The organism is Streptomyces sp. NPDC051286 (genome assembly GCF_044455345.1).
Taxonomy (GTDB): domain Bacteria; phylum Actinomycetota; class Actinomycetes; order Streptomycetales; family Streptomycetaceae; genus Streptomyces.
In genome coordinates this window covers 184,435-198,376 of sequence record NZ_JBITER010000004.1, presented here as the reverse complement: position 1 = coordinate 198,376, position 13,942 = coordinate 184,435, and the positions used below count along the sequence as shown (strand labels likewise).

Annotated in this window: 9 protein-coding genes; 7 read left to right on the top strand and 2 right to left on the bottom strand. The window is 67.9% G+C overall.

Features of this window, described 5'->3' with window-relative positions; genetic code table 11:
* Positions 1-124: 124 nt before the first annotated feature.
* Genes ACIBB8_RS06905 through ACIBB8_RS06885 form a run of 5 tightly spaced genes read left to right on the top strand, consistent with a single transcriptional unit; the run spans position 125 to position 8,169 of the window.
* Positions 125-1,516: a diaminobutyrate--2-oxoglutarate transaminase family protein gene (locus ACIBB8_RS06905; RefSeq protein ID WP_398949366.1), complete on the top strand. Its 1,392-nt coding sequence runs from the start codon at positions 125-127 to the stop codon at positions 1,514-1,516.
* A 29-nt stretch (positions 1,517-1,545) separates the two neighbouring features.
* Positions 1,546-3,441: an IucA/IucC family protein gene (locus ACIBB8_RS06900; protein WP_398949365.1), complete on the top strand. Its 1,896-nt coding sequence runs from the start codon at positions 1,546-1,548 to the stop codon at positions 3,439-3,441.
* A gap of 52 nt (positions 3,442-3,493) precedes the next feature.
* Entirely contained in the window at positions 3,494-4,228 is a 735-nt protein-coding gene (locus tag ACIBB8_RS06895) for a GNAT family N-acetyltransferase (RefSeq protein WP_398949364.1), read from the top strand.
* A 60-nt stretch (positions 4,229-4,288) separates the two neighbouring features.
* Complete coding sequence (locus ACIBB8_RS06890) at positions 4,289-6,148, top strand: IucA/IucC family protein (protein WP_398949362.1); 1,860 nt, start codon at positions 4,289-4,291, stop codon at positions 6,146-6,148.
* Positions 6,149-6,198: 50 nt separating this feature from the next.
* Positions 6,199-8,169: an ATP-dependent DNA helicase gene (locus ACIBB8_RS06885; protein ID WP_398949361.1), complete on the top strand. Its 1,971-nt coding sequence runs from the start codon at positions 6,199-6,201 to the stop codon at positions 8,167-8,169.
* 117 nt (positions 8,170-8,286) lie between these two features.
* Here the strand turns inward: ACIBB8_RS06885 and lexA are convergent, their stop codons facing one another.
* Positions 8,287-9,081 carry a transcriptional repressor LexA gene (gene lexA, locus ACIBB8_RS06880; RefSeq protein ID WP_266980763.1) on the bottom strand — a complete coding sequence of 265 codons (795 nt, stop codon included), beginning with the start codon at positions 9,079-9,081 and terminating at the stop codon, positions 8,287-8,289.
* Positions 9,082-9,634: 553 nt separating this feature from the next.
* On the opposite strand from lexA, the gene nrdR reads away from it, so the two are divergent.
* Together nrdR and ACIBB8_RS06870 are read left to right on the top strand one after the other, a co-directional pair.
* Positions 9,635-10,147 carry a transcriptional regulator NrdR gene (gene nrdR / locus ACIBB8_RS06875; RefSeq protein WP_266980761.1) on the top strand — a complete coding sequence of 171 codons (513 nt, stop codon included), beginning with the start codon at positions 9,635-9,637 and terminating at the stop codon, positions 10,145-10,147.
* A 161-nt stretch (positions 10,148-10,308) separates the two neighbouring features.
* Positions 10,309-13,221, top strand: a complete 2,913-nt coding sequence (locus tag ACIBB8_RS06870) for a vitamin B12-dependent ribonucleotide reductase (protein ID WP_398949360.1) — start codon at positions 10,309-10,311, stop codon at positions 13,219-13,221.
* 98 nt (positions 13,222-13,319) lie between these two features.
* Here ACIBB8_RS06870 and ACIBB8_RS06865 read toward each other — a convergent pair whose 3' ends face one another.
* Positions 13,320-13,856, bottom strand: a complete 537-nt coding sequence (locus tag ACIBB8_RS06865) for a TerD family protein (protein ID WP_398949359.1) — start codon at positions 13,854-13,856, stop codon at positions 13,320-13,322.
* Between the last annotated feature and the right edge of the window lie 86 nt (positions 13,857-13,942).

Below are 13,942 nucleotides of genomic sequence, written 5' to 3'. Positions count from 1 at the left end.
TCCCCTGCGTCCGGCGTCGTTGGTACGTACGAGGGACTTATGGGCAGCATTCATCGCCGTGGTCCGTCCTTGCGGAAACGTACTGACGTGCAACGCAACTGTTACAGCGGGAGGACCAGAAGCCGTGGCCGTGACCGAACCAGCTCCGGTGGCACCGCCCGCGGTGCACGAGGGAATCCTGCGCCGCCAGTCGCTGCGCGAATCGGCCGCTCGCACCTATGCGCGGTCACTGCCGATCGTGCCGGTGCGGGCGCGCGGGCTGACCATCGAAGGCGCGGACGGACGGCGCTATCTCGACTGTCTCTCCGGAGCCGGCACGCTGGCGCTCGGACACAACCATCCGGTGGTTCTGGAGGCGATCAAGAAGGTCATCGACTCGGGTGCGCCCCTCCACGTCCTCGACCTTGCGACCCCGGTCAAGGACGCGTTCACCACGGAACTGTTCGCCACATTGCCACGGCAGTTCGCCGACAACGCCCGTATCCAGTTCTGCGGACCGGCCGGCACGGACGCCGTCGAGGCGGCCTTCAAGCTGGTCCGTGCCGCGACCGGACGCAGCGGACTCCTGGCCTTCACCGGCGCCTACCACGGGATGACGGCGGGAGCCCTTGCGGCCTCAGGTGGAGCCGACGACGTCCGCGTGACCCGACTTCCCTTCCCGCTGCAGTACCGGTGCCCGTTCGGCATCGGTGGCGAACGCGGCGCCGACATCGCCGCCCGGTGGACCGAGAGCTTGCTGGACGATCCCAAGGGGGGAGCACCGGCGCCGGCCGGAATGATCCTCGAACCGGTGCAGGGGGAGGGCGGTGTGAACCCCGCCCCCGACGGCTGGATGCGCCGGATGCGTGAGATCACCGCGTCCCGATCCATTCCCCTGATCGCCGACGAGGTCCAGACCGGCGTCGGCCGGACCGGTGCTTTCTGGGCAGTCGAGCACAGCGGGATCACCCCTGATGTGATGGTGCTCTCGAAGGCCATCGGCGGTTCCCTCCCGCTTGCAGTGATCATTTACCGCTCCGAGCTGGACACCTGGCAACCGGGCGCCCACGCCGGCACATTCCGCGGCAACCAACTCGCGATGGCCGCCGGCACGGCCACCCTTGCCTATGTGCGCGAGAACCGACTCGCCGAGCACGCCGCGTCGCTCGGCGCCCGTATGCTCGCCCGCCTCCGCACGCTGGCTACCGACCACCCGTGCGTCGGAGACGTCCGCGGGCGGGGGCTGATGATCGGGGTCGAACTCATCGACCCCGAGGCCGCCCCGCTCACCGGCGGTACCGGAAGCGCCACCGAGGCATCGCCCGATCCGGTCCTCGCCGCCGCTGTCCAGCAGGAATGCCTCCGACGCGGCCTCATCGTCGAACTCGGCGGACGCCACTCCACCGTCGTACGCCTGCTCCCTCCCCTCACACTCACCGACGAACAGGCAACAGCGGTCGTCGACCGCCTCGCCGACGCACTGGCAGCCGCTGAACGCTCGCCGCATCGCCGAATCACGACCGGGTCGCCCCACTGACCCCGGACACCCTCACAAGGAAGACCGCCGTGAACCCCACCCCCGCGCCCGCGCCCGAGGCCGACGGCGCTCCCGTCGGCCAGCAACGAGGCCAGTCCGTCCTCGTCGGCCGAGTGGCAGTCGAGCAGACGACGGTGCCGCGCCAGATGGCATCCCTCCATGGCGAGCGGTGCACTCCACAGGCCCCCCCTGCCGGCGGAAGAACGGCCGATCCTCTCGACCACCCGGACCCGCTCCGGGCCGCAGACGCATCAGGCGTCGAGAACCTGCTGCGCTGCTGGGTCCGCGAGAACGATCTGCCCCGACCCGACGGGAACGCTCTCCGTATCCCGCTTCCCGCCAGCGGCACCGCCCTGCTCGTCCCCGTCCTCTATTGGTCCGCCACGGGATGGCACCGCTTCGGCCCGCCCAACCTGGTGCACGCACCTGACGAGGCGCCGACCACCGATGCCGTCACCGTCGCCGCCCTCCTGGGCCGAGAGGCAGACCGCAATGAAGGTGCCGACATGGTGGCCAGGGTCGCCGACTCCGTACGCCGTACAGCCGGTTTCATCGCCGAGCGACGCCGCACACCCGCACCTCCCACCGACGCGGACCTCTTCCTCACCGCCGAGCAGTCGCTTTTGCTGGGTCACCCCCTGCACCCCAGCCCCAAGAGCCGCGAAGGCATCTCCGAGACCGAATCCCGTCTCTACTCACCTGAGTTGCACGGCTCTTTCCCGCTGCACTGGATGGCTGTGGACCGCTCCCTGCTGGCCACCGAGTCCTCCTGGACGGACGGAGGCCGCCCCGTCCCCGCCGAAGACCTCGTCGCCTCCCACGCCGGCGGGCTGCACCTCCCCGCCAACGCGGCGCCGCTTCCGCTCCACCCCTGGCAGGCCCGGGAACTGGGCAGCCGTCCGGACGTCGCGGCCCTGCTCGAAGCCGGTCTTCTCCATGACCTGGGGCCGCACGGCGAGCCCTGGCACCCCACCTCCTCCGTCCGTACCGTCCATCAGTCCGGTGCCGACGTCATGCTCAAGCTCTCCCTCGGCGTACGCATCACCAACTCCCGTCGTGAGAATCTCCGCAAGGAACTCCACCGGGGCGTGGAGGTCCACCGGCTGCTCCGCAGTGGACTTGCTGCGCAGTGGCACGCTGTCCACCCCGGCTTCGACATCGTTCGCGACCCGGCCTGGCTCGCCGTCGACACACCGGATGGCGAGCCCGTCCCCGGCCTCGACGTCATGCTGCGCCACAACCCCTTCGGCCCGTACGACGATGCGGTGTGCATCGCCGGGCTGACTTCCCTGCGCCCCTGGTCCGACCGGCCAGGCATGCAATCGCGCCTCGCCGACGTCGTCTTCCGCCTCGCTGCCACCACCGGCAGATCCAAGGGAGCGGTTGCCGCCGAGTGGTTCCTGCGCTACCTCGACCGGGTCGTGCGCCCCGTGCTGTGGCTCGATGCCACGGCAGGCGTTGCCCTCGAAGCCCACCAGCAGAACACGCTGGTGGTGCTCGACGCCGCCGGCTGGCCCGTCGGGGGTCGATATCGGGACAATCAGGGCTATTATTTCCGCGAATCGCATCGCCAGGCACTTGAGCAGAGGCTCCCCGGCATCGGAACCCTCAGCGACACCTTCGTCTCCGATGCGGTCACCGACGAGCGCTTCGCCTACTACTTGGGCATCAACAACATCTTCGGTCTGATCGGGGCCTTCGGCGCCGAGCATCTCGCCGATGAACGAGTGCTCATCGCCGGCCTCCGTCGGTTCCTCGGCGGTGTCATCGACCTCGGCTCCCCGCTTCCCGCGCAACTGCTGCAGAAGTCGCACCTGCGGTGCAAGGCCAACATGCTGACCCGGCTCCACGGTCTCGACGAACTCGTCGGCCCCGTCGACACTCAGTCCGTCTATGTCACCATCGCCAACCCCCTGTACGCGTGAAGGAACATGACCACCGCCTGAACCACTGAACCGCTGAGAGGAGGGCGTCACCGTGCCTCCCGACGATGCGCACGCTGATGCAGGAACCGGCCCAGCCCCACAGGCTGGTCCGGGCATCGAGGACACCCTGGACCTGAAGCTCTCCGACGAGTTCCTCGCGCTGTTCGGGGAAGACACACCGGCGTCAACACCGGCCACCGCCCTGTCCGGCACCTCCGACCTGCTCGACAACCCGGCCGAATGGCGACCGGTCACCACGACCGCCGGCGTGTTCCAACTCGTCCCGGTGCGACTGGACCGCGACCTGGCCGTGATCAGTCGTTGGATGAACGACCCCGCGGTCGCCACCTTCTGGGAGCTCGCAGGGGACGAAGCCGTCACCGCCACCCATCTACGTCTGCAACTCGACGGTGACGGACGCAGCGTCCCCTGCGTGGGTGTGCTCTCCGGCATTCCCATGAGCTACTGGGAGATCTATCGTGCGGACCTCGACCCTCTCGCACGCCACTATCCCGCCCGACCACATGACACCGGAATCCACCTCCTCATCGGCGGTGTGAACAACCGCGGGCGCGGCGTCGGCACCACCCTGCTCCGGGCCGTTTCCGACCTCGTACTCGACAACCGTCCTCTCTGCGCACGCGTCGTGGCGGAACCCGACTTGCGCAACACTCCCTCCGTCTCCGCCTTCCTGAGCGCCGGCTTCCGGTTCTCCGCGGAAGTCGAACTCCCCGACAAGCGAGCCGCCCTGATGGTCCGCGACCGAGCCCACCGTGCCCAGCTGTGAACGACCTGTTGCATTAACTACACCGCTCGAAGCCCATCGGTTCCGTCCCGAGGAGTCCCCGTGCCGAACAATCCTGCGAGCCATGAATCAGCGGAGTCTCCCGCGCTGCTCAGCACTCCAGAACTGAACCGGACGGTCTGGGAACGGGCTGCCGCCCGCCTGCTCGCGAAAATGCTCGGCGAGTTCGCCTACGAGGAAGTCATCGACCCGGTTCCCAGGGCTGCCGGGAGCGACACCTACACCCTTGCGCTGGACGACGGCGAAACCCTGAACTTCCGCGCGGGACGGGGCGTCTACGGCGGCTGGCACGTCGCCACCGACTCGATGCGGGTCAGCGACCGGAGCGCGCCCGCGGGTACCGGTCAGGACGAGAGCACCGGGACCATCCCGTTCCGCGATCCGCTGCAGTTCCTTGCCCGCGCCCACCGTCTTCTCGAACTCGACGGCGCCACTCTCGGCCACCTGATCCGCGAGATCACCACCACACTCGCTGCCGACGCCCGGCTGGACCACACCGCGTTCACCGCCGCCCGGCTGGCCGAACTCGACTACGCCGAGCTCGAGGGACACCAGACCGGCCATCCGTGGCTCGTCGCCAACAAGGGGCGCCTCGGATTCTCCGCCGCCGACGCCTCCCGCTTCACGCCAGAGGCCCGCAGACCGGTCAGACTGCCGTGGATCGCCGTGAGCACCCGGATCGCCGGCTACCGAGGTGTGACCCGCCTTGCCACTCCGGAGCAGCTGTACGCGCAGGAACTCGACGCCTCGGTCCTCGCATCATTCACCACCAAGCTCCGCGCCCGCGGCCTCGACCCGGACTCCTATCTCTTTCTTCCTGTGCACCCCTGGCAGTGGGACGAATGGATCGTTCCGCTGTTCGCCCCGGCCATCGCCGACGGTGACATCGTTCCGCTGCACACCGACGAAGACCCGCGGTTGCCGCAGCAGTCCATCCGTACTTTCGCCAACCTTGGACACCCCGACCGGCACACCGTCAAACTGCCGCTGTCGATCCTCAACACGCTGGTGTGGCGGGGTCTCCCGACCGAGCGCACCCTCGCGGCACCCGCCGTCACCACCTGGGTCCAGGGCCTGCGCGACCGCGATCCCTTTCTGCGTGACACCTGTGGGGTCATCCTGCTCGGAGAGGTGGCCTCCGTAACCGTCGAGCATCCGCTCTATGACCATCTCCCCGAGACCCCGTACCAGTTCAAGGAAATCCTCGGCGCGATCTGGCGAGAACCACTCCAACCCCGGCTCGCGCCCGGCGAGCGCGCCCGCACCCTTGCGTCGCTGCTCCACACGGATCCGCACGGCCGCGCCTTCACGGCCGAGCTCGTCGCCCGATCGGGTCTGGCCCCCTCCGCCTGGCTGACCCGGCTCTTCGCCGCACTGCTCCCGCCGTTGCTGCACTTCCTCTATCAGTACGGCACGGTCTTCTCCCCACACGGCGAGAACGCCATCGTGGTCTTCGACGGCCAGGACGTGCCCGTACGGCTGGCGATCAAGGACTTCGTCGACGATGTGAACATCAGCGCCCGGCCGCTGCCGGAGCACGCGACCATGCCGGACGACGTACGCAGCATCCTTCTCACCGAGGAGCCCGGCTTTCTCACTCAGTTCATCCACTCAGGGCTCTTCGTCGGTGTCTTCCGATTCCTGTCCAGGCTGTGCGAGGAGCAGCTGGCTGTCCCCGAGGGCGAATTCTGGTCACTCGTCCGAGCCGAGATCCTGCGCCACCACGCGCGCTTTCCCGAGCTCAAGGACCGCTTCGAGATGTTCGACATGCTGAAGCCGCGCATCGAACGCCTCTGTCTCAACCGCAACCGCCTGTATCGCGACGGCTACCGCGACCGGCCCGAGCGCCCCCACGCCGCCGTCCACGGCACGGTTCCCAACCCACTCCACCCCTCCGCATGAGTCCTGGAGTGACCCCCGTTGTCAGTGGTGCATCGTAGGCTGGTCACGCTATGACAAAGCCATCCCTCCCCGAGCTCCTGCACGCCGCCGTGACCGCCGTCGGCGGTACGGAACGGCCTGGTCAGGCCTCCATGGCCGAGGCCGTTGCCGAGGCTGTTGACGACAATTCCCATCTGCTGGTCCAGGCCGGTACCGGCACGGGCAAGTCGCTCGGTTACCTGGTGCCCGCGCTGGCGCACGGGGAGCGCGTCGTGGTTGCCACGGCCACCCTGGCGCTGCAGCGCCAGCTCGTGGAGCGCGACCTTCCGCGTACGGTCGACGCCCTGCAGCCGCTACTGCGCCGTAGACCCCAGTTCGCAATGCTCAAGGGGCGCTCGAACTATCTCTGTCTGCACCGGCTCCACGAAGGTGCCCCGCAGGAAGAGGAAGAGGGACTCTTCGACCAGTTCGAGGCCGCTGCGCCGTCGAGCAAGCTCGGCCAGGATCTGCTGCGGCTGCGGGACTGGTCGGACGAGACCGAGACCGGAGACCGCGACGACCTCACCCCCGGCGTCTCCGACCGGGCCTGGGCGCAGGTCTCCGTTTCCTCCCGGGAGTGCCTGGGTGCCAGCAAGTGCGCGTACGGCGCAGAGTGCTTCGCGGAGATGGCCCGCGAGCGCGCCAAGCTCGCTGATGTCGTCGTCACCAACCACGCGCTCCTCGCCATCGACGCGATCGAGGGGGCCCCGGTGCTCCCGCAGCATGAAGTGCTGATCGTGGACGAGGCCCACGAGCTGGTTTCCAGGGTCACCGGAGTGGCCACGGGAGAACTCACCCCCGGGCAGGTGAACCGGGCCGTGCGCCGCGCGGCGAAGCTGGTCAATGAGAAGGCCGCCGATGCCCTGCAGACCGCGGCGGAGGGCTTCGAGCGGGTGATGGAGCTGGCGCTCCCCGGCCGCCTGGAAGAGGTCCCGGAGGACCTCGGCTACGCGCTGATGGCGCTCCGCGACGCTGCACGCACCGTGATCACGGCCCTGGGTTCCACCCGGGACAAGTCCGTCCAGGACGAGGATGCCGTCCGCAAGCAGGCGATGGCCTCCGTGGAGACGGTCCACGGCGTGGCCGAGCGCATCACCCAGGGGTCCGAGTACGACGTCGTCTGGTACGAGCGCCATGACCGCTTCGGCGCGTCCGTGCGCGTTGCCCCGCTCTCCGTCTCCGGCCTCCTGCGGGAGAAGCTCTTCGCGGACCGTTCCGTCGTCCTGACCTCCGCCACGCTCAAGCTCGGCGGAGATTTCAACGGTGTGGGTGCGTCCCTGGGCCTGGCTCCCGAGGGCACCGAGGGCGACGACATCCCGCAGTGGAAGGGGCTCGACGTCGGCTCGCCCTTCGATTACCCCAAGCAGGGCATCCTGTACGTCGCCAAGCACCTGGCCACGCCCGGCCGGGAGGGTTCGCGCACCGACATGCTGGATGAGCTTGCCGAACTCGTGGAGGCTGCCGGCGGGCGCACGCTCGGACTTTTCTCCTCCATGAGGGCGGCCCAGGCCGCCGCGGAGGAATTGCGTGGCCGGCTCGACAAGCCGATCCTGCTGCAGGGCGAGGAGACGCTCGGTGAGCTGATCAAGAACTTCGCGGCCGACCCCGAGACCTGTCTCTTCGGCACCCTCTCGCTCTGGCAGGGCGTCGATGTCCCGGGAGCGAGCTGCCAGTTGGTGATCATGGACAGGATCCCGTTCCCGCGTCCCGACGACCCGCTGATGAGCGCGCGCCAGAAGGCCGTCGAGGAGGCGGGGGGCAACGGGTTCATGGCTGTCGCAGCAACCCATGCCGCGCTGCTGATGGCCCAGGGCGCCGGTCGCCTGGTCAGAGCCACGGGCGACAAGGGTGTGGTCGCGGTGCTCGACCCGAGGCTGGCCAATGCCCGGTACGGCAGCTATCTCCGGGCCTCGCTTCCCGACTTCTGGTACACGACGGACCGCAACCAGGCCCGCCGCTCACTCGCGGCGATCGACGCTGCCGCCAAGGCCGACGGGCGGTGATCCGGAAGCCCGTCCGGGGCCTCTGCTCATCTGCGAGCGGTCGGCGGCTTCAGCCGCACCGACGGGGCCCCGGGACCGGTGCAGCGGATCCCGGGGCCCCGTCGGAACAGTGTCTCTTCACACCCGCCGCAGCACCGCCACGACCTTGCCGAGAATGGTTGCCTCGTCGCCAGGGATCGGTTGGTACGCGGAGTTGTGCGGGAGCAGCCATACATGGCCGTCCTCCCGCTTGAAGCGCTTGACGGTGGCCTCGCCGTCCAGCATCGCGGCCACGATGTCGCCGTTCTCCGCTACGGGCTGACGTCGGACGGTGACCCAGTCGCCGTCACAGATCGCTGCCTCGATCATCGAGTCGCCGACGACCTTCAGAACGAACAGCTCGCCGTCCCCGACCAGCTGGCGGGGGAGCGGAAAGACGTCCTCGACCGATTCCTCGGCGAGGATCGGGCCACCGGCTGCGATCCGCCCGACGAGCGGTACGTACGATGCGGCGGGCTTGCCGGTCGTATCGGTCGGCTGCGTACTGGGCTGATCCGAACCACGGACCTCGTATGCCCGGGGACGGTGTGGGTCGCGGCGCAGGAAACCCTTGCGCTCCAAGGCCATCAGCTGATGGGCGACGGAGGACGTGCTGGACAGGCCCACCGCCTGACCGATCTCCCGCATCGATGGCGGGTATCCGCGGCGTTGCACGGAATCCCGGATGACCTCGATCACGCGCCGTTGGCGGTCCGTGAGCCCCGAGCTGTCCGCTCGGATGCCTGGAGGTCGGCCGGGGAGCGAGCGTGCCGGTCGTGCCGGCTCTGGCCCCTCCGTGTTCGTGACTGAGTCATTCATGGCATGGACCGGCTGGAGTCGGCTCTGGGAGCGGTCCTGGGCGGTGATGGTGGCACTGTCTGCGGTGGTGGTCACGTCGGCCCCTCTCGAATGGTCTCCCTAGCTGGACAACGGTAGTAGCTTTCGAAAGGTTGCGCCAAACACACGTTCGAGTGAAAAACGAATAAAAGTCTGTGCCCTGTTTACTGCTGGGTGTATGAGCGAGGGTCGGGTGGGTTTCCGACGGTGTTCCGGCCCAGGTCCGGGTCGCTCTGCGGCGTTCCGGCGCGACCGGCAATTCGGAGCATTACGGTAGCCTTCGCGGCCGCGCCGCTGCCACGCGGGGTGGTCCTCCGGCGGCCGTTCGGGTCACGCGCCGGGTGCCCCGCGATCCGTGCGGCCGGGAGTGTCCCGTAACCTCGTGGGCGGCCGCACGTTGCCTGCGGGCCGCCCGGAGTGTGTGACACGCGCTAGGGCCAAATGTGCAACCAAACCCAAGATCTAGTGGTTGGATTGTTCCAGCCACCCAGAAGTTGTGGTTGCCGGTCGATCCGGCCGTGGCCATCGCCTATGCTTGTGGCTGCTTCGAAGGGCCCCAACAGGGCCTGGAGAGGCTATTCAGTCGTGCCGTGAAGGAGGGTTCGGAGCCATGCACTGCCCCTTCTGCAGGCACCCCGACAGCCGGGTCGTCGACAGTCGCACCACCGACGACGGCACGTCGATCCGTCGGCGCCGTCAGTGCCCCGACTGCTCCCGCCGTTTCACCACGGTGGAGACCTGCTCGCTGATGGTGGTGAAGCGCAGCGGGGTGACCGAACCCTTCAGTCGCACCAAGGTCATTTCCGGTGTGCGCAAGGCGTGCCAGGGGCGGCCGGTCACCGAGGACGCCCTCGCCAAGCTCGGGCAGCGGGTCGAGGAGGCGGTGCGCGCCACCGGAAGCGCCGAGCTGACCACTCACGACGTGGGTCTGGCCATTCTTGGCCCCTTGCAGGAACTCGACCTCGTCGCGTACCTGCGCTTCGCATCCGTGTACCGGGCGTTCGACACACTTGAAGACTTCGAGGCCGCGATCGTGGAACTCCGCGAGCGACGGTCTCCCGTGGAGGGATGCGGGACCGGCGGGACTCTTGAGGTTCCCGTTCCCGCCGTCGCCGCCGACTGAGTGACACCGGCTGATCGACACAGGGCTGTGAGATCAGCGGCAGGGCGGCTGCAGGAACCTGCTCCGGGCGCTGTGCGCGGCATCCGAAGCATCAGACACACACTGTGCCCCGGGAAGTTCTGGGCACTTCAGGGCGTTTTTGCCCACATATGGGAGGCGGCATGACAGAGACGGCGAGCGGCCCGGCACGAGGTTCCCGAGCCAAGGGATCCAAGTCGACTGCGACGAAGCAGGGCCTGCGTATCGAGCGCATCCACACCACCCCCGGCGTGCATCCGTACGACGAGGTGGCATGGGAGCGCCGTGACGTCGTCATGACCAACTGGCGCGACGGCTCGATCAACTTCGAGCAGCGTGGCGTCGAGTTCCCCGACTTCTGGTCGGTGAACGCGGTCAACATCGTCACCAGCAAGTACTTCCGCGGTGCTGTGGGCACGCCGCAGCGCGAGACCGGTCTGCGACAGCTCATCGACCGGATCGTGAAGACGTACCGGAAGGCGGGCGAGGACTACAACTACTTCGCCTCCCCGGCCGACGCCGAGATCTTCGAGCACGAGCTGGCGTACGCCCTCCTGCACCAGATCTTCAGCTTCAACTCGCCGGTCTGGTTCAACGTCGGCACGCCGCAGCCGCAGCAGGTCTCGGCCTGCTTCATCCTGGCCGTCGACGACTCCATGGAGTCGATCCTCGACTGGTACAAGGAAGAGGGCATGATCTTCAAGGGCGGCTCCGGCGCCGGCCTGAACCTCTCCCGTATCCGCTCCTCCAAGGAGCTGCTGTCCTCAGGTGGCAACGCCTCCGGTCCTGTCTCCTTCATGCGTGGCGCCGACGCGTCCGCCGGAACGATCAAGTCCGGTGGCGCCACCCGCCGTGCGGCCAAGATGGTCATTCTCGATGTCGACCACCCCGACATCGAGAACTTCATCGAGACCAAGGTGAAGGAAGAGGAGAAGATCCGCGCCCTGCGTGACGCGGGCTTCGACATGGACCTGGGCGGCGACGACATCACGTCCGTCCAGTACCAGAACGCCAACAACTCGGTCCGTGTGAACGACGAGTTCATGAAGGCCGTGGAGTCCGGCGGCAAGTTCGGGCTGCGCGCCCGGATGACCGGTGACGTCATCGAAGAGGTCGAGGCCAAGTCGCTCTTCCGCAAGATGGCCGAGGCAGCATGGGCCTGCGCCGACCCGGGTATCCAGTACGACGACACGATCAACCAGTGGCACACCTGCCCCGAGTCCGGCCGGATCAACGGCTCGAACCCGTGCAGCGAGTACATGCACCTGGACAACACGTCGTGCAACCTGGCCTCGCTGAACCTGATGAAGTTCCTCAAGGACGACGGCAAGGGCAACCAGTCCTTCGAGTCCGAGCGCTTCGCCAAGGTCGTCGAGCTCGTCATCACCGCGATGGACATCTCCATCTGCTTCGCCGACTTCCCGACCCAGAAGATCGGCGAGAACACCCGCGCCTTCCGTCAGCTGGGTATCGGCTACGCAAACCTCGGCGCCCTGCTGATGGCGACCGGCCACGCGTACGACAGCGACGGCGGCCGCGCCCTCGCCGGGGCCATCACCTCGCTGATGACCGGCACCTCGTACAAGCGCTCCGCCGAGCTCGCGGCGGTCGTCGGCCCGTACGACGGCTACGCCCGCAACGCCGAGCCGCACCAGCGGGTCATGAAGCAGCACGCCGACGCCAACACCGCGGCCGTCCACATGGACGACCTGGACAGCCCGATCTGGGCCGCCGCCACGGAGGCCTGGCAGGATGTCATCCGCCTCGGCGCGAAGAACGGTTTCCGCAACGCACAGGCCTCGGTCATCGCACCCACCGGCACCATCGGTCTCGCGATGTCCTGCGACACCACCGGCCTCGAGCCCGACCTCGCCCTGGTCAAGTTCAAGAAGCTGGTCGGCGGCGGCTCGATGCAGATCGTCAACGGCACCGTTCCGCAGGCTCTGCGCCGCCTGGGCTACCAGGAGGAGCAGATCGAGGCGATCGTCGCCCACATCGCCGAGCACGGCAATGTGATCGACGCCCCCGGTCTGAAGGCCGAGCACTACGAGGTCTTCGACTGCGCGATGGGCGAGCGTTCCATCTCCGCGATGGGCCACGTGCGCATGATGGCGGCCATCCAGCCGTGGATCTCCGGCGCGCTCTCCAAGACGGTGAACCTGCCGGAGACGGCCACCGTCGAGGACGTCGAGGAGGTCTACTTCGAGGCGTGGAAGATGGGCGTCAAGGCGCTCGCCATCTATCGCGACAACTGCAAGGTCGGCCAGCCCCTCTCCGCGAAGACCAAGGAGAAGGAAAAGTCCGCGGCGGATGCAGTCACGGCCAAGGCCGAGGAGACCATCCGTAGCGCGGTCGAGAAGGTCGTCGAGTACCGCCCGGTCCGCAAGCGTCTGCCCAAGGGCCGTCCCGGCATCACCACCTCCTTCACGGTGGGCGGCGCCGAGGGCTACATGACCGCCAATTCCTACCCGGACGACGGCCTCGGTGAGGTCTTCCTGAAGATGTCCAAGCAGGGTTCCACCCTCGCCGGCATGATGGACGCCTTCTCCATCGCCGTCTCGGTCGGTCTGCAGTACGGCGTCCCGCTGGAGACGTACGTCTCGAAGTTCACCAACATGCGCTTCGAGCCGGCCGGCATGACGGACGACCCGGATGTGCGGATGGCGCAGTCGATCGTCGACTACATCTTCCGCCGCCTGGCGCTGGACTTTCTGCCCTTCGAAACCCGCTCGGCGCTCGGCATCCACTCGGCCGAGGAGCGTCAGCGTCACCTCGACACCGGTTCGTACGAGCCGTCTCTCGAGGACGACGAGCTGGATGTCGAGGGCCTGGCCCAGTCCGCCCCGCTCCGGACGGAGCCGCTGAAGGCGGTAGCCGCTCCGCAGGACGCGGAGATGCCCGCTCCGAGGACGGCACACACCTCGGCGGAGCTCGTCGAGATGCAGCTGGGCATCAGCGCGGACGCGCCGCTGTGCTTCTCCTGCGGTACGAAGATGCAGCGTGCCGGGTCCTGCTACATCTGTGAGGGCTGCGGCTCGACCAGCGGCTGCAGCTGATCCAGAGCCCTGTAGGGGCATGAAGCACCAGTCAGGGCGGTGGAGTCGGTCTCTCGACTCCACCGCCCTCGGCGTCTGTCCTGCCGGGGCTCAAGGTGTCAGGTGCCCGGCTTGTGGTTTCCCATGATCGCGGCGTACGAACCGGGGTCGCCGTCGAAACCCCGGACCGTTCCGTGGAACGTCCAGACGCCCGATCCGTCCCGGACGAACTCGGCCACGGTCGCCTCGGTAGCGGTGGCGACCCCGGAGAAGTCGTCCTCCGTCAGGTTCGTGTACCCCTCGCGAATCTGCACGCCGGTATTGGCTATGTCGCCGAACGTCTTCCGGCCCTCGCGCTGCTGAATGACCACTCCGACCACGACCCGGGCGTACGCGGTCGACAGCCGCTCCAGTTCCAGGGTCATCACCTCGTCGAAACCGAGACCCTGGCCGGTCCTGCTGTCGCGGTTCAGCGTGATGGTGCCGTCCGGCGAGCGGCTGTCGAAGTGCACGAGATACGAGGGGCTGCCGGACGGTTCGTCCGCCGGGTAGGTCGCCGCGATGATGTCGAGGTCGTGAGCGGGCGCACCCGGCGGACTCGGGTCCCACTTGAGCCTGACCTCGACCTTCTCGAAGTCCTTGCTGGGAGTGCTCATCGGGCTTCCCTCCTTGTCGCTGGGCCATCGGATCGGTCGTACCATCCGATCATGTCCGTAACTCTCCCCGGAGCCAACCGGCTTGG

What these genes read in the sequence shown, in the direction of transcription:
- ACIBB8_RS06870 (WP_398949360.1), top strand. Translation starts at nt 10,309, where the DNA reads ATGACAGAGACGGCGAGCGGCCCGGCACGAGGTTCCCGAGCCAAGGGA.
- ACIBB8_RS06865 (WP_398949359.1), bottom strand. Translation starts at nt 13,856, where the DNA reads ATGAGCACTCCCAGCAAGGACTTCGAGAAGGTCGAGGTCAGGCTCAAG.
- nrdR (WP_266980761.1), top strand. Translation starts at nt 9,635, where the DNA reads ATGCACTGCCCCTTCTGCAGGCACCCCGACAGCCGGGTCGTCGACAGT.
- ACIBB8_RS06885 (WP_398949361.1), top strand. Translation starts at nt 6,199, where the DNA reads ATGACAAAGCCATCCCTCCCCGAGCTCCTGCACGCCGCCGTGACCGCC.